The 14,457-nt window shown below is 65.1% G+C and carries 16 protein-coding genes; 12 read left to right on the top strand and 4 right to left on the bottom strand.

Going from position 1 to position 14,457, the window contains the following annotated elements; translation table 11 throughout:
* Window positions 1-26: 26 nt before the first annotated feature.
* Window positions 27-965, bottom strand: coding sequence for an electron transfer flavoprotein subunit alpha/FixB family protein (locus H4O10_RS08680; RefSeq protein ID WP_033835592.1), 939 nt, complete (start codon window positions 963-965; stop codon window positions 27-29).
* Complete coding sequence (locus H4O10_RS08675; RefSeq protein ID WP_033835593.1) at window positions 965-1,711, bottom strand: electron transfer flavoprotein subunit beta/FixA family protein; 747 nt, start codon at window positions 1,709-1,711, stop codon at window positions 965-967. The genes H4O10_RS08680 and H4O10_RS08675 overlap by 1 nt, the downstream gene beginning before the upstream one ends.
* A gap of 295 nt (window positions 1,712-2,006) precedes the next feature.
* Here H4O10_RS08675 and rfbB point away from each other — a divergent pair, with 295 nt between their 5' ends.
* The 4 genes from rfbB to rfbD are packed head-to-tail and all read left to right on the top strand — an operon-like array spanning window position 2,007 to window position 5,408.
* Window positions 2,007-3,062, top strand: a complete 1,056-nt coding sequence (rfbB, locus tag H4O10_RS08670; RefSeq protein WP_033835594.1) for a dTDP-glucose 4,6-dehydratase — start codon at window positions 2,007-2,009, stop codon at window positions 3,060-3,062.
* A gap of 14 nt (window positions 3,063-3,076) precedes the next feature.
* Window positions 3,077-3,964, top strand: coding sequence for a glucose-1-phosphate thymidylyltransferase RfbA (gene rfbA, locus H4O10_RS08665; RefSeq protein WP_033835935.1), 888 nt, complete (start codon window positions 3,077-3,079; stop codon window positions 3,962-3,964).
* Entirely contained in the window at window positions 3,961-4,518 is a 558-nt protein-coding gene (gene rfbC, locus H4O10_RS08660; protein ID WP_033835936.1) for a dTDP-4-dehydrorhamnose 3,5-epimerase, read from the top strand. Before rfbA ends, rfbC begins: the two co-directional genes overlap by 4 nt.
* Window positions 4,515-5,408, top strand: a complete 894-nt coding sequence (gene rfbD, locus H4O10_RS08655; RefSeq protein ID WP_049452834.1) for a dTDP-4-dehydrorhamnose reductase — start codon at window positions 4,515-4,517, stop codon at window positions 5,406-5,408. Before rfbC ends, rfbD begins: the two co-directional genes overlap by 4 nt.
* A gap of 52 nt (window positions 5,409-5,460) precedes the next feature.
* Here the strand turns inward: rfbD and H4O10_RS08650 are convergent, their stop codons facing one another.
* Entirely contained in the window at window positions 5,461-6,864 is a 1,404-nt protein-coding gene (locus tag H4O10_RS08650) for a mannose-1-phosphate guanylyltransferase/mannose-6-phosphate isomerase (RefSeq protein ID WP_033835477.1), read from the bottom strand.
* Between the two features lie 11 nt (window positions 6,865-6,875).
* Window positions 6,876-8,222 carry a phosphomannomutase/phosphoglucomutase gene (locus tag H4O10_RS08645; RefSeq protein ID WP_033835478.1) on the bottom strand — a complete coding sequence of 449 codons (1,347 nt, stop codon included), beginning with the start codon at window positions 8,220-8,222 and terminating at the stop codon, window positions 6,876-6,878.
* A 221-nt stretch (window positions 8,223-8,443) separates the two neighbouring features.
* Between H4O10_RS08645 and H4O10_RS08640 the strand changes: the two genes are divergently transcribed.
* From H4O10_RS08640 to H4O10_RS08605, 8 genes are all read left to right on the top strand, one after another.
* Window positions 8,444-9,400: a UDP-glucuronic acid decarboxylase family protein gene (locus H4O10_RS08640; protein ID WP_088470173.1), complete on the top strand. Its 957-nt coding sequence runs from the start codon at window positions 8,444-8,446 to the stop codon at window positions 9,398-9,400.
* Between the two features lie 10 nt (window positions 9,401-9,410).
* On the top strand, window positions 9,411-10,355 hold the full coding sequence (locus tag H4O10_RS08635; protein ID WP_088470172.1) for a glycosyltransferase: 945 nt from the start codon (window positions 9,411-9,413) through the stop codon (window positions 10,353-10,355).
* A complete protein-coding gene (locus H4O10_RS08630; RefSeq protein ID WP_088470171.1) occupies window positions 10,333-10,737 on the top strand; it encodes a GtrA family protein in 405 nt (134 codons plus the stop codon). The genes H4O10_RS08635 and H4O10_RS08630 overlap by 23 nt, the downstream gene beginning before the upstream one ends.
* The gene (locus H4O10_RS08625; protein ID WP_111118645.1) at window positions 10,734-11,333 is read left to right on the top strand and encodes a hypothetical protein; all 600 of its coding nucleotides are present in this window, start codon (window positions 10,734-10,736) and stop codon (window positions 11,331-11,333) included. The genes H4O10_RS08630 and H4O10_RS08625 overlap by 4 nt, the downstream gene beginning before the upstream one ends.
* Before the next feature lie 50 nt (window positions 11,334-11,383).
* Window positions 11,384-11,809, top strand: coding sequence for a hypothetical protein (locus tag H4O10_RS08620; RefSeq protein WP_088470169.1), 426 nt, complete (start codon window positions 11,384-11,386; stop codon window positions 11,807-11,809).
* A complete protein-coding gene (locus H4O10_RS08615; RefSeq protein WP_088470168.1) occupies window positions 11,784-12,989 on the top strand; it encodes a hypothetical protein in 1,206 nt (401 codons plus the stop codon). Before H4O10_RS08620 ends, H4O10_RS08615 begins: the two co-directional genes overlap by 26 nt.
* Before the next feature lie 96 nt (window positions 12,990-13,085).
* Window positions 13,086-13,817 (top strand): CoA transferase subunit A, encoded by a 732-nt coding sequence (locus tag H4O10_RS08610; RefSeq protein ID WP_049452836.1) that lies wholly within the window; start codon window positions 13,086-13,088, stop codon window positions 13,815-13,817.
* A 1-nt stretch (window position 13,818) separates the two neighbouring features.
* Window positions 13,819-14,451: a CoA transferase subunit B gene (locus tag H4O10_RS08605; RefSeq protein ID WP_049452837.1), complete on the top strand. Its 633-nt coding sequence runs from the start codon at window positions 13,819-13,821 to the stop codon at window positions 14,449-14,451.
* Window positions 14,452-14,457: the final 6 nt, after the last annotated feature.

Here is a 14,457-nt window from a genome sequence, read left to right as displayed (position 1 = left end):
TGGGAGCGAGTGGCCAAGCGGTTCGCCTACAGTGCCTTTTCCAGCTCCGGCAGGATCGCAAACAGATCCCCCACCAGGCCGATATCCGCAATCTCGAAGATCGGCGCATCGCCGTCCTTGTTGATCGCCACGATCGTGCCGGCATCCTTGATGCCGGTCAGGTGCTGGATGGCACCGCTGATGCCGACAGCCACGTACAGTTCCGGCGCAATGATCTTGCCGGTCTGGCCGACCTGCAGGTCGCTGGGCACATAGCCGGCATCGACGGCGGCGCGCGAGGCACCGACGGCGGCACCAAGCTTGTCCGCCAGCTGGAAGATGACCTTGAAGTTTTCTTCCGAACCGACGCCACGGCCACCGGAGACCACGCGCTTGGCGCTCTGCAGGTCCGGGCGGTCGCTGGCACCGGCGGCCAGGCCGATGAAGCGGGTGTGGGTCGGCAGCGCAGCATCGACGCTGGCCGCTTCAATGGCGGCACTGCCGCCCTGGGCGGCTTCCGGCCACGACGCGGCACGCACGGTGGCGACCACGATCTGGTCGGCCGGGGCTTCCACGGTGATGATCGCGTTGCCGGCGTAGATCGGGCGCTTGAAGGTGTGGCTGCCTTCGACGGTCATCAGGTCGGAGACCTGGTTGACGCCGAGCAGGGCGGCCACGCACGGTATCAGGTCCTTGCCGAAGGTGGTCGACGGGCCGAACACATGGGTATAGCCCTTGGCCAGCTGCGCGATCTGCGGGGCCAGTACCTGGGCGATGGCCTGGGCGTTGGCGGCGTTGGCCACGGTCAGGACCTTGGCAACGCCGGCGATCTTCGCGGCTTCAGCGGCGACGGCGGCCGGATCGGCGGCCAGCACCACCACATCGATGCTGGCACCGCTGATGGCAGCGGCGGCGCTGACGGTCTTGGCGGTGGCGGCGTTGAGCTTGCCGTCGTGGTGTTCGGCGATGACGAGAATCTTGCTCATTACAGCAGCCCCTTCTGCTTGAGTGCGGCAACCAGTTCGGCCGCGTCCTTGACCATCACACCCTTGCTGCGCTTGGACGGCGCGGCGTACTGGGTGGTCTTGAAGGTGTCGGCGGCTTCAACGCCCAGATCGGCCAGCTGCAGGGTCTCCAGCGGCTTGGCCTTGGCCTTCATGATGTCCGGCAGCTTGATGAAGCGCGGTTCGTTCAGGCGCAGGTCGGTGGTGACCACCGCCGGGAGGTCCACTTCCAGCGTTTCCAGGCCGGCGTCGACCTCGCGGGTCACCGTGGCCTTGCCGTCGGCGACCTCGAGCTTGCTGGCGAAGGTCGCCTGCGGGCGGCCCCAGAGCGTGGCCAGCATCTGGCCGGTCTGGTTGGCGTCATCGTCGATGGCCTGCTTGCCGAGGATCACCAGGTCCGGCTGTTCTTTCTCGATCAGCTTGAGCAGGGTGCGTGCGGCGGTGAGTGGCTGGATGGCCTGGTCGGTGACCACATGGACCGCGCGGTTGGCGCCCATGGCCAGGCCGTTGCGCAGGTGCGCCTGGGCATCGGCCGGAGCGATGGTGGCGACCACCACTTCGCTGGCGATGCCCTTGTCGCGCAGGCGCAGGGCTTCTTCCAGCGCGATTTCATCGAAGGGGTTGGGCGACAGCTTGACGCCGTCGGTGACCACGCCGGAACCGTCCGGCTTGACCTGAATGCGGACGTTGTAGTCCACCACGCGCTTGTACGCGACGAGGATTTTCATCTGGTACGGGGTCCTTGTAGCGCCGGCCGCTGGCCGGCTCACATTTGCTGGAGATCATCCGGTCCTGCGACAGCAACCGGTTCGGGGGTGGGACCCTGATTCTAGCTGGCTTGGGGGGACCATGCGAATGCGTATGGAAAGTATTGCAATGCAGCACGAAAAGCCGTGATAGCGCGTCCCGCTGACACGTTCACGTCATGCAAGCAGTCGTGAAGGTCCCCTCGATGTATTCTGTGCCGCTATATCGGGCACCGTGGGTGCCTGTGGACGTCAACATTGAACAGGAGATCACGTAGTGCCCACATGGCTTGTCACCGGCGGCGCCGGATTCATTGGCGGTAACTTCGTTCTCGAGGCCGTCGCCCGCGGTATCAAGGTCATCAACCTCGATGTGCTCACCTACGCCGGCAACCTGAAGACGCTGTCCAGCCTGGACGGCAACCCGCACCACGTGTTTGTGCAGGGTGACATCGGTGACAGCGCGCTGGTATCCCGCCTGCTGGCCGAGCACCAACCGGATGCGGTGCTGAATTTCGCCGCTGAAAGCCACGTCGACCGTTCCATCGACGGCCCTGGCGCCTTCATCCAGACCAACGTGGTGGGCACCCTGGGCCTGCTGGAAGCCGTGCGCGACTACTGGAAGGCGCTGCCGGCCGGGCAGGGCGCGGCGTTCCGCTTCCTGCACGTGTCCACCGACGAGGTGTACGGCACCCTGGGTGAGACCGGCAAGTTCAGCGAAACCACCCCGTATGCCCCCAATTCGCCGTACTCGGCGTCCAAGGCGGCCTCGGACCACCTGGTGCGTGCGTTCCATCACACCTACGGGCTGCCGGTGCTGACCACCAACTGCTCGAACAATTACGGCCCGTACCACTTCCCCGAGAAGCTCATTCCGCTGGTGATCGCCAAGGCGCTGGCCGGCGAGCCGCTGCCGGTGTACGGCGATGGCAAGCAGGTGCGTGACTGGCTGTTCGTGTCAGACCACTGCGAGGCGATCCGCACCGTGCTGGCCAAGGGCCAGGTCGGCGAGACCTACAACGTGGGTGGCAATTCGGAAAAGCAGAACATCGAAGTGGTACAGGCAATCTGCGCGCTGCTGGACCAGCGTCGCCCGCGTGAGGATGGGCAGCCGCGCAGCAGCCAGATCACCTATGTGACCGATCGCCCCGGCCACGACCGCCGTTACGCGATCGACGCCTCCAAGCTGAAGAACGACCTGGGTTGGGAACCGGCCTATACCTTCGAGCAGGGCATCACCTTCACCGTCGACTGGTACCTGGACAACCAGGCATGGGTCAACGGCGTGCTGGATGGCAGCTACCGTCTGCAGCGCATCGGCACCACAGTCTGAACAAGGGACACGACATGACCCAACGCAAGGGCATCATCCTCGCCGGTGGTTCCGGCACCCGCTTGTATCCGATCACCAAGGGCGTCAGCAAGCAGCTGCTGCCGGTGTATGACAAGCCGATGATCTACTACCCGCTCAGCGTGCTGATGCTGGCGGGGATCCGTGAAGTGCTGATCATCAACACTCCACATGAACAGGCTCTGTTCCAGCAGCTGCTGGGAGACGGTTCGCAGTGGGGCATGGACATCCAGTACGCCGTGCAGCCCAGCCCCGATGGGCTGGCCCAGGCGTATCTGATCGGCAAGGACTTCGTCGCCGGCAAGCCGAGCTGCCTGGTGCTGGGCGACAACATCTTCCACGGTCATGGCCTTCGCGAAGTGCTCAAGCGGGCCGATGAACGCAAGGAGGGCGCCACCGTGTTCGGATACTGGGTGAACGACCCGGAGCGCTATGGCGTGGCCGAGTTCGACAAGAGTGGCAAGGTAGTCGACCTGGTGGAGAAGCCGGAGATCCCGCGTTCGAACTATGCGGTGACCGGCCTGTACTTCTATGACGGTGACGCCAGCGCGCATGCTGCCGAGCTGAAGCCCTCGCCGCGTGGTGAGCTGGAGATAACCGATCTGAACCGTCGGTACCTGGCCGAGAACACCCTGCATCTGGAGCCGCTGGGCCGTGGCTACGCCTGGCTGGATACGGGTACGCATCAGTCATTGCTGGAAGCGTCCAATTTCATCGAGACCATCCAGACCCGGCAGGGCCTGCAGGTGTCCTGCCCGGAGGAAATCGCCTTCGGCAACGGTTGGATCAATGCTGAGCAGCTGGAGGCGCTGGCCGCCCCGCTGATCAAGAATGGCTATGGCCAATACCTGCACAAACTCGCCCTGCGTGGAGTCGTTCCGTGAAAGTGATTGAAACCAAGTTGCCGGGCTGCGTGGTGATCGAACCGGCCGTGTTCGGCGACGCCCGTGGTTACTTCTTCGAAACCTGGAACGCCGAACGCTTCGCCGCGCTGGGCCTGCCGGACCGTTTCGTGCAGAGCAACGTGTCCACGTCCGCGCAGGGCGTACTGCGTGGCCTGCATTACCAGTGGCCGCGCCCGCAGGGCAAGCTGGTCAGCGTGCTGGAAGGCGAGGTCTACGACGTGGCCGTGGATATCCGTCGTGGCTCGCCGACCTTCGGCCAGTGGGAAGCAGTGGTGCTGAGCGCGGAGAACAAGAAGCAGTTCTGGATTCCGGAAGGCTTCGCGCACGGCTTTGCGGTGCTGTCCGAGCGGGCGGTGTTCAGCTACCTGTGTACCGAGGTCTACCTGAAGGACTTCGACGCCGGCGTGCGCTGGAACGATGCCGATATCGCCGTGGACTGGCCGATCAGTGCGCCGACGCTGTCGGCCAAGGATGAGAACGCGCCGTTCCTGAAGGACATCGCCGAAGACCGCCTGCCGGTCTACGTGCCATGACCGTGCTGGTGTTCGGTGGCAACGGCCAGGTCGGCCAGGAGCTGCTGCGCGTGCTGGCGCCGCTGGGCAAGGTGGTTGCGACCACGCGCAGCGGCACTTTGCCGGATGGCAGCGCCTGCGAAACCGCCGATTTCGGCCAGCCTGACAGCCTGCCGACCCTGCTGAATCGTCTGCAGCCTTCGATCGTGGTCAACGCCGCGGCCTACACTGCGGTCGACCGTGCCGAACAGGAGGTCGATGCGGCCTTTGCGGCCAATGCGCAGGCTCCGGGGGTGATCGCACGATGGTGTGCGGCGCATGGCGTGCCGTTCGTGCATTACTCCACCGACTATGTGTTCGATGGCCAGGGTGCCGCGCCGTACCGCGAAGATGAGCCGACTGCGCCGCTGGGTGTATATGGCACCAGCAAGCGAGATGGTGAGGATGCCGTACGTGCGGCCGGTGGTCGCCACCTGATCTTCCGCACGGCCTGGGTCTATGCCTCGCACGGCGCGAATTTCCTGCGCACCATGCTGCGCGTGGGTGCCGAGCGTGATGCGTTGCGGGTGGTGGCCGACCAGATCGGCACGCCGACCCCGGCCGCGCTGATCGCCGATGTTACCGTGCAGGCGCTGCAGCATTCGGATCAGCTGTCTGGTACCTGGCACCTTACCGCCAATGGCCAGACCAGCTGGCATGGGTTCGCCGAGGCGATCTTCGCCGAAGCGTTGGCCACTGGCGTGCTCGCCAAGGTGCCGACCGTCGAGGCGATTCCCAGTTCCGAGTATCCGACCCCGGCCAAGCGCCCAGCCTGGTCGGTGCTGGACAACCGCAAGCTGCAGCAGGATTTCGGCATCGTGCTGCCGACCTGGCAGGACGGCCTGAAGCGGGTGATGACGGAGATCGCCTGACCCGGTAGGCGACGTGCCGACCAACGGTCGGCACCCACCAGCGGCCGCTGCGTCAGTTGCGCCCGTACGTATCCTCGAACCGCACGATGTCATCCTCGCCCAGGTAGCTGCCCGACTGCACTTCGATCAGTTCCAGCGGCAGCTTGCCCGGATTGCGCAGGCGATGGGTCACGCCCAGCGGGATGTAGGTGCTCTGGTTCTCGCTGAGCAGGATCACCTCGTTGCCGCGGGTTACTTCCGCGGTGCCGCTGACCACGATCCAGTGCTCGGCGCGGTGGTGATGCATCTGCAGGCTGAGCGTGCCGCCGGGCTTGACCGTGATCCGCTTGACCTGGAAACGCTCGCCGTTGTCGATCGAGTCGTAGGCACCCCAGGGGCGGTACACCTTGCGGTGCCACGTCGCCTCGCTGCGGCCTTGAGCCTTCAGCTTCGCCACCACGGTCTTGACCTCCTGCATGCGGTCGGCCTTGCCGACCAGCACCGCATCGTCGGTCTCGACCACGATCACATCATCCAGCCCGACCAGTGCGACCAGGCGCTGCGCATAGGCGTAGGTGTTGCGGCAATCGATGGCGATCACATCACCCTGGTGGGCATTGCCGTCGCCGTCCTGCTGCGAGACATCGCGCAGTGCGGTCCACGAGCCGACATCGTTCCAGCCAGCATCCAGCGGGATCACCACCGCGTCGGCGGTCTTTTCCATCACCGCGTAGTCGATCGAGTCCGAGGGCACGGCGGTGAAGGCGTCCTTGTCCAGGCGGGTGAAGTCCGCATCGCGGCGAGCCTGCTGCCAGGCCCCGCGGCTGCCGGCCAGCATCGTCGGCTGGAAGCGTTCCAGTTCCTGCAGGTAGCGCGAGGCCTTGAACAGGAACATGCCGCTGTTCCAGTAGTACTGGCCACTGCTGACGTAGCCGGTGGCGGTCTCCAGGTCGGGCTTCTCGACGAAACGCTCGACTGCGCGCACGCCCTGTCCATCAGCGGCTTTGATATAGCCATAACCGGTTTCCGGGCCGGTTGGTACGATGCCGAAGGTCACCAGCTTGCCGGCGTCGGCGGCGCTGGCTGCGGCCTGCACTGCACTGCGGAAGGCCGCTTCGTCGGTGATCACATGGTCGGAGGGCAGCACCAGCAGCAGCGCGTCGGCACCGTCACGGGTGGCCTCCAGCGCGGCCACGGCAATCGCCGGTGCAGTGTTGCGGCCCACTGGTTCCAGGATGATCGCGGCAGGCTCGGCCCCGACCTGCTGCAGCTGCTCGGCAGCGACGAAACGGTGCTCTTCGTTGGCGATCACCAGCGGGCCACGCGCGGCGATCGGCGCGACACGCTTCCAGGTGGCCTGCAGCATCGTCAGTTCACCCGCCAAGGGCAGGAACTGCTTCGGGTACGCCTCGCGCGAAAGCGGCCACAGGCGGGTACCGGATCCACCGGACAGGATGACGGGCTGGATGCTGCTCATGCGGGCCTCGGTTACTGCTGGATCAGACGGGAAACTTCGTCGGTGCGCGCCTGCATCAACGCAGCGTCACCGCGTGCTTCGACGTTCAGGCGCAGCAGCGGTTCGGTGTTGGAGCTGCGCAGGTTGAAGCGCCAGTTGCCGAAGTCGGCACTGATGCCGTCGGTGTGGTCCAGTGTGGGCGATTGCGCGGCGAAGTGCTCCATCACCCGCGCAACGGCGGCCTTGGCATCGGCGACCTTGAAGTTGATCTCGCCACTGCACGGGTAGGCGGCCATGCGATCTTCAACCCAGTCGGCCAGCGAACGGCCGCTCTCGGAAACCAGCTGGGCGATCAGCAGCCACGGAATCATGCCGGAGTCGGCGTAGGCGAACTCGCGGAAATAGTGGTGCGCGCTCATCTCGCCGCCGTACACCGCGTCTTCGGCACGCATCTTTTCCTTGATGAAGGCATGGCCGCTCTTGCACTGCACCGCGACACCGCCGGCCTGCTCGACCATGTCCACCGTGTTCCAGACCAGGCGCGGGTCATGCACGATCTTGCCGCCGGGATGGCGCGCCAGGATTGCCTTGGCCAGCAGGCCAACCAGGTAATAGCCCTCGATGAAGCGGCCGCTGTGGTCGAAGAAGAAGCAACGGTCGAAGTCACCGTCCCAGGCGATGCCGAAGTCGGCACCGTGTTCGCGCACCGCATTGGCGGTGGCGGCGCGGTTTTCCGGCAGCAGCGGGTTGGGGATGCCGTTGGGGAAGCTGCCGTCCGGCTCGTGGCAGATGCGGATGAACTCGAACGGCAGGTGCGGTGCCAGCAGGTCGACGATGGCGCCTGCGCCGCCGTTGCCGGCATTGACCACCAGCTTCAGCGGCTTCAGCTTGCCGGCATCGACATAGCTCAGCAGGTGTTGGATGTAGGCGCTCTTGTCATGCTGGGCGACCTGGCCGGCACGCGGCGGCTGGGCCTCGGAGGTATCGGCGGCGACCGCGTCGGAAATCGCGAACAGGCCGGTATCGGAGCTGATCGGCCGTGCGTTTTCCTTGACCAGCTTCATGCCGTTGTAATCCATCGGGTTGTGGCTGGCGGTGACCATCACGCCGCCGGCTGCGCCCAGGTGGTCGGTCTGGAAATAGACTTCCTCGGTGCCGCACAGGCCGATGTCGATCACCTCGCGGCCGGTGCCGCGCAGGCCAGCCGCCAGCGCGTCCTGCAGCGCCGGGCTGGTCAGTCGCACGTCGTGGCCGAGGACCACCGGGCCCGGCGCGAGCTGCGCGGCCAGGGCGACGCCGATGCGACGGGCCAGGTCCTCGTTCAGTTCTTCCGGCACACGGCCGCGGATATCGTAGGCCTTGAAAGCGGGCAGGGGCATCGAAGCAGTCCATCCGGATAGAGAAACCTGATTATAGCGGGAGGGTCTGCAAACGGCCGGTGAGCCAGGGGCGCCCGGCCAGTAGCGTTGACTTGGGAGGGGCAGGCCGATTCCCCGTCGATGGGCCATGGCCAGCAGGCAGTTGCGCGCTGACGACCGAGGACATGGCCCGCGTGGCCATCGCCGATTGGCCTGCTGTTCCAGAAGGATCGAGGTTTGCTTTGAAATTCACTCACGATCAGAAACGCGTGCTGGTGACCGGTGGCGCGGGCTTCCTTGGGTCGCATCTGTGCGATCGGCTCATCGCGGGCGGCCATGACGTCCTCTGCGTGGACAACTTCTACACCGGCAGCAAGGCGAACGTGGATGGGCTGCTGGGCCACCCGCGGTTCGAGCTCATGCGCCATGACGTGACGTTCCCGCTCTATGTGGAAGTGGACCGGATCTTCAACCTGGCCTGCCCGGCGTCACCGATCCACTACCAGCAGGACCCGGTGCAGACCACCAAGACCAGCGTGCATGGGGCGATCAACATGCTCGGCCTGGCCAAGCGCCTGCGCGCGCGCATCCTGCAGGCCAGCACCAGCGAGGTGTACGGCGATCCGGAAATCCACCCGCAGGTGGAAGGCTACTGGGGCCGGGTCAACCCGATCGGCATCCGCAGCTGCTATGACGAGGGCAAGCGTTGCGCCGAAACGCTGTTCTTCGACTACTGGCGCCAGCACCAGTTGGAGATCAAGGTCATGCGCATCTTCAACACGTATGGTCCGCGCATGCATCCCAATGACGGCCGGGTGGTCAGCAACTTCATCGTGCAGGCGCTGAAGGGCGAGCCGATCACCATCTATGGCGATGGCAGCCAGACGCGCAGCTTCTGCTATGTCGATGACCTGATCGAGGGCATGTTGCGGCTGATGGACTCGCCGGCTGATCTCACCGGTCCGATCAATATCGGCAATCCGTCCGAGTACACGATGCTGGAACTGGCCGAGACCGTGCTTCGCCTGGTCGGCGGCGCGTCGAAGATCGAGTACCGTCCGCTCCCCTCGGATGATCCACGCCAACGCCAGCCGGATATCAGCCTGGCCAAAGCGGATCTGGGCTGGGAGCCCAAGGTCGGCCTGGACGACGGCCTGAAGGAGACCATCGCCTATTTCCGCCAACGCCTGCAGGCCTGAGGTGGCGACGATGCGCAAGATCGTGGTGATGCCGGTCTACGAGGACCTGGAAGCCTCCTCGAAGCTGTTCGTCGAGCTCGCCCGCACCCAGGGTCCGGACACCTATGTGGTGGCCGTGGACGACGGCTCGGTGCGGCAGCCATTGCCGATCAGCGCCATTGAGGCTTCGGGGCTGGAGGGCGTGGTGATCCGCCTGCGTCGCAATGTCGGGCATCAGCGTGCGATCGCCATCGGCCTGGGCTATGTGGCCGAGCACTTCGATGGCAATGCCATTGTCGTGGTGATGGATTCCGATGGCGAGGATACGCCGGAGAGCATCACCGAGCTGGTGGCGGGCCTGGATTCGGCCGATGTCGACGTGGTGGTGGCCAGCCGTCGCAGCCGGGTCGAATCGCTGAAGTTCAAGTCGTTCTACATCGTCTACAAGCTGCTGTTCTCGCTGCTCAGCGGGCGCCAGATCAGCTTCGGCAACTTCATGGCGGCGAAGATGCCGGCGGTGCGCCGGTTGGCATCGATGCAGGAGCTGTGGATCCACGTTGCAGCCTGCGTACTGGGCTCGAAGCTGCGCGTGCAGACCTGTGCGCTGGATCGTGGTCCGCGCTATGCCGGTCGCAGCAAGATGAACTTCGTCGGCCTGGCCCTGCACGGATTCCGTGCACTGATGGTGTTTGCCGAGGATGTGCTGGTACGCGTGGGCATCGCCTGCACCATGGTGGCGGCACTGTCGATCATCGGCGGGATCGTTGCCACCGGGCTGAAGATGCTGGGCTTTGCATCGCAGGGCTGGTTCTCGCTGGCATTCGGCATCCTGGTGCTGGTGTTCCTGCAGACCGCGGCACTGACGCTGATCATCCTGATGTTGTCGGGGATGATGCGCGGCGGTGGCGTCATGAGCGTGGGCAGCTATCGCGAGTTCGTCGACGAGGTCCTGCATGCTGGCCGCCGCAGTGGCTAAGGATGCGCTGGGCGGACAGGCCGTCCGCTACGTGATCAATGGCCTGGTCGCCACCGCAGTGCACTATGGAGTGCTGCACTTCAACATCGAGGTGCTGCACATCCCGCTGGCCGCGGTGGCCAATGCGATTGCAGCGGTCTTCGGCATCACCGTGTCGTTCCTCGGCAGCCGCTACTTCGTTTTCCATGGCAGGCAGGGGAGCCTGGCACGGCAGGGTTCGCTGTTCCTGCTGATCTACGCCGCGATCGCTGTGCTGCATGCGCTGGTGATGTACGTCTGGGCCGATCGATGGGGCCTGGACTACCGCGCAGGGTTCGTGCTGGCGACCGGAATGCAGATGGCCGTCAGCTTCGTCGCCAACAAGTTCCTGGTGTTCAAATGAACAAGTATCTGCGTGCCGCGCTGGCAACCCTTGCATTCATTGCCGTCCTGCTGCTGGTCTACTACGTCCATATGCGCCAGTTCCGCGTGAACGTGGTGCTGTATGCCAGCATCCTCGACGCGGTGATCGCAGCGGTTGTGGTGTTTGCGGGCCTGTATGCGTTGAAGTGGTTCAGGGATTTCAGCCGCCTCGAGCTGATCCAGCTGGCCGCCATCTGGTTGCTGGGAGGCTGTGTGTTCGCGATCTCGGTCCCGACCGTCATCGACCGCTCGCTGTCCTTCTACATCCTGGAGAAACTGCAACAGCGTGGTGGTGGGATACGCGAAGACGCGTTCCGCCAGGTGTTCACTGAAGAGTACGTCCGCGAGCATCACCTGGTGGAAGTGCGCCTGACCGAGCAGCTGCAGTCCGGAACCTTGCAGATCCATGATGGTTGTGTGCGGTTGACCGCGCGCGGCGAGCGCCTCGCATCGTTCGGCCGCTTCTACCGGCAGAACCTGCTGCCGACCCACCGCCTGCTGATGGGGCAGTACACCGATGCACTCACTGATCCTTTCCGCGACAGCCGGATGCCGTCCGACTACCGTTGCCGATAGCCCGGTGCTGATGGCGCATTGGTTTTTCCGTTGGTTCCTTGAAACGTTTCATGGATGACATGACCTCCACCTCTCCTCCCTTGCGCGCTACGCGCCGGGACCTGGCGATTGCCGGGATCCTGGTGCTGCTGTTGGGCGCTTCACTCGTATCGGTCGCCAAGCGATCGGACTATCAGACGTCGCTTCTGCGCCAGGCCTTCGCTGAGGACGCGGGATTCGACGCATCCGTACCACGTGAGGTGGTGGACGCACGTGATCTGGTGCGCGCGCAGCCGATCGCGCCTTCGCTGCTTTCGCTCGGGCAGGGGCTGAAGGACGACCCCTTGATCCAGCAACGCATGTGGGAGGCGCTGTATCCGGTCCGGTTCAACAATACCGATACCCCGCAGCGCCTGCTTAGGGCCGGTGATCCGCTCGTTGACCAGTGCCATGTCCAGGGGAGGAAAGGAGATGTCGTTCTTGCCGACTGCCGCTGAATCAGGGCGCCGTGCGGCGCTGGCCATGCTGGTCTCCATTCTTCTCTGCTATGGCCTGGCCGCCGTAGGCCTGGCGGGCTGGCCGGTGCAGGTGGCATTCGGCACGGTCGTGCTCAGCGCGCTGCTCGCCCTGCCAGCCGTGCGTGACCTGCGTACCGCGCCTCTGGTCCTGGCCGTTCTGGTGCTGGTGTTGATCGCGCTGGGAAGCCCCACCGATGGCTGGGACCCGCGTTCGATCTGGCTCTTCCATGCCAAGCGGATCTACCTGGAGGGCCCGTTGTACGCCCAGCTGGATGATTACGCGCCGTGGAGCCACAACGACTATCCCGCACTGGTTCCGTTGTTGATGGCCAGTGCAGCAGGTTTGGCCGGGCACTGGAACGAACTGCTGCCCAAGGCGGTGGCACCGCTGCTGCTGCTGCCGGCACTGCTGCTGATTGCCCCGAGTTTCAGATGGCGCTGGTGCGGGATGCTGTTCGCATTGCTGCTGCTGCGCCTGGGGCGTGACATGCTGATCAACGGCTACATGGATCCGCTGGTGGCGGTCTATGCCGTCGCTGCCGTGGCGACAGCGGTGCGTCACCGCATGTCCGGGAAGCATGGTGGTGGTCGAGAGCTGGTCGCATTCACCCTGCTGGTGGCCGTGCTGTCGATGTTGAAGAATGAGGGTGCGGTGCTTGCGGCTCTGTTGACGGCCGTGGTACTGGGCGAAGGCGTGCTGCGTGAGCGCCGCCTGGGCTGGCGCATCCTCTTGGCCGCGGTTGTGGCCCTGCTGCCACTGCTGGCATGGAAGCTGGCCGTCGGGCAGGCAGGGGTTGCCAATGACCTGGCGGGAAGCGACATGAAGGCGCAGCTGTTGGCGCGGCTTGGCAGCGAGGGCGGTGCCAAGCCGATCGTCGGGCGCCTGCTGCTGGATGTGTGGGTGCTGGTGCCGCTGCTGGTGCTGGCGGTGCTCTGGCGTCCGGTGCTGCGGGTTCCGGCGGCATCGGCCGCCGTGCTGGCGGCGCTGGCGTACGCAGTGGTGCTGTTCCTGGTCTACCTGGGAACGCCGCATGACCTGGACTGGCACCTGCGCACCAGTGTCGACCGTGTCCGCATGCCGGTGACACTGCTGCTGGGGTTTGCGGTGTTGCTGGCGCTGGAACATCGCGCCACCGCGAAGATCCCGGGCACGCGCTGAGGCGCAACGCGCCGTGGCGTCATGCTGCGGCGCATCCCAGCCGTATGCGGTCGTAGCGCTAGAATGCGCTCATTCTTCCCGTGTGGGGCTGTAGAAATGGAACACGTGACTTCCACCGACAAGCGCGGCAAGCGCTTTGCCACGGCGGCGCAGGCGCTGGAGGGCGTGGTCGCCGATGGCCAGACCCTGGCTGTCGGAGGCTTCGGCCTGTGCGGCATTCCCGAGGCGCTGATCGCCGCGCTGCGTGACAGCGGGGCCAAGGGCCTGACCGTGATCTCCAACAATGCGGGAGTCGATGGCTTCGGCCTCGGCCAGCTGCTGGAAACGCGGCAGATCAGGAAGATGATTTCGTCCTACGTGGGCGAGAACAAGGAGTTCGAGCGCCAGTTCCTGGCCGGCGAGCTCGAGCTGGAATTCAACCCGCAGGGCACCCTGGCCGAACGCCTGCGTGCCGGCGGTGCAGGCATCCCGGCGTTCTTCACTGCCACCGGCTACGGCACCGTGGTGGCCGAGGGCAAGGAAACCCGCGAGTTCGACGGCAAGCACTACGTGATGGAAACCGCGCTGCGCGCCGACGTGGCGCTGGTCAAGGCGTGGAAGGCCGACGAGGCCGGCAACCTGGTGTTCCGCAAGACCGCTCGGAATTTCAACCCGGCCTGTGCGATGGCCGGCAAGGTCTGCATCGCCGAGGTCGAGGAGATCGTGCCGGTTGGCGCCATCGATCCGGACCAGGTGCACCTGCCGGGCATCTACGTGCACCGCATCGTGCACAACGCACATCCTGAAAAACGCATCGAACAGCGCACCATCCGCGCGGAGGGCAACTGACATGGCGTGGACCCGTGACGAGATGGCGGCACGCGCCGCCCGCGAACTGACCGACGGAGCCTATGTAAACCTGGGCATCGGCTTGCCGACCCTGGTCGCCAACCACATCCCTGAAGGCGTGGACGTGTGGCTGCAGTCGGAGAACGGCCTGCTCGGCATCGGCCCGTTCCCGACCGACGCCGAAGTGGACGCCGACCTGATCAATGCCGGCAAGCAGACCGTGACCGCACGCGCCGGTGCCAGCTATTTCGGCAGCCACGACAGCTTCGCGATGATCCGCGGTGGCCACGTCAACCTGGCCATCCTCGGCGCCATGCAGGTCACCGACAAGGGCGACCTGGCCAACTGGATGGTGCCCGGCAAGATGGTCAAGGGCATGGGCGGTGCGATGGACCTGGTGGCGGGCGTGCAGCGCGTGGTGGTGCTGATGGAGCACACCGCCAAGAACGGCGAGCACAAGATCCTGGCCGAATGCACGCTGCCGCTGACCGGCGTCGGCGTGGTCGACCGCATCATCACCGACTTGGCGGTGTTCGACGTCACCGATGCTGGTCTGGTGCTGGTGGAAGCGGCGCCGGGTGTCGGCGACGAGGAGCTGAAGGAGAAGACCGGCGTGGCGTTTGCGCGCAGCTGAGGCCGC

Source organism: Stenotrophomonas sp. I18B00994, from assembly GCF_014145825.1.
Lineage (GTDB): Bacteria > Pseudomonadota > Gammaproteobacteria > Xanthomonadales > Xanthomonadaceae > Stenotrophomonas > Stenotrophomonas maltophilia.
This window is presented reverse-complemented; position numbering and strand designations above follow the sequence as displayed.

Bases quoted from the DNA above. Each gene is read 5' to 3' on its own strand.
- H4O10_RS08680 (WP_033835592.1), bottom strand. From the start codon at position 965: ATGAGCAAGATTCTCGTCATCGCCGAACACCACGACGGCAAGCTCAAC.
- H4O10_RS08675 (WP_033835593.1), bottom strand. From the start codon at position 1,711: ATGAAAATCCTCGTCGCGTACAAGCGCGTGGTGGACTACAACGTCCGC.
- rfbA (WP_033835935.1), top strand. From the start codon at position 3,077: ATGACCCAACGCAAGGGCATCATCCTCGCCGGTGGTTCCGGCACCCGC.
- rfbD (WP_049452834.1), top strand. From the start codon at position 4,515: ATGACCGTGCTGGTGTTCGGTGGCAACGGCCAGGTCGGCCAGGAGCTG.
- H4O10_RS08650 (WP_033835477.1), bottom strand. From the start codon at position 6,864: ATGAGCAGCATCCAGCCCGTCATCCTGTCCGGTGGATCCGGTACCCGC.
- H4O10_RS08645 (WP_033835478.1), bottom strand. From the start codon at position 8,222: ATGCCCCTGCCCGCTTTCAAGGCCTACGATATCCGCGGCCGTGTGCCG.
- H4O10_RS08635 (WP_088470172.1), top strand. From the start codon at position 9,411: ATGCGCAAGATCGTGGTGATGCCGGTCTACGAGGACCTGGAAGCCTCC.
- H4O10_RS08630 (WP_088470171.1), top strand. From the start codon at position 10,333: ATGCTGGCCGCCGCAGTGGCTAAGGATGCGCTGGGCGGACAGGCCGTC.
- H4O10_RS08625 (WP_111118645.1), top strand. From the start codon at position 10,734: ATGAACAAGTATCTGCGTGCCGCGCTGGCAACCCTTGCATTCATTGCC.
- H4O10_RS08620 (WP_088470169.1), top strand. From the start codon at position 11,384: ATGGATGACATGACCTCCACCTCTCCTCCCTTGCGCGCTACGCGCCGG.
- H4O10_RS08615 (WP_088470168.1), top strand. From the start codon at position 11,784: ATGTCGTTCTTGCCGACTGCCGCTGAATCAGGGCGCCGTGCGGCGCTG.
- H4O10_RS08610 (WP_049452836.1), top strand. From the start codon at position 13,086: ATGGAACACGTGACTTCCACCGACAAGCGCGGCAAGCGCTTTGCCACG.
- H4O10_RS08605 (WP_049452837.1), top strand. From the start codon at position 13,819: ATGGCGTGGACCCGTGACGAGATGGCGGCACGCGCCGCCCGCGAACTG.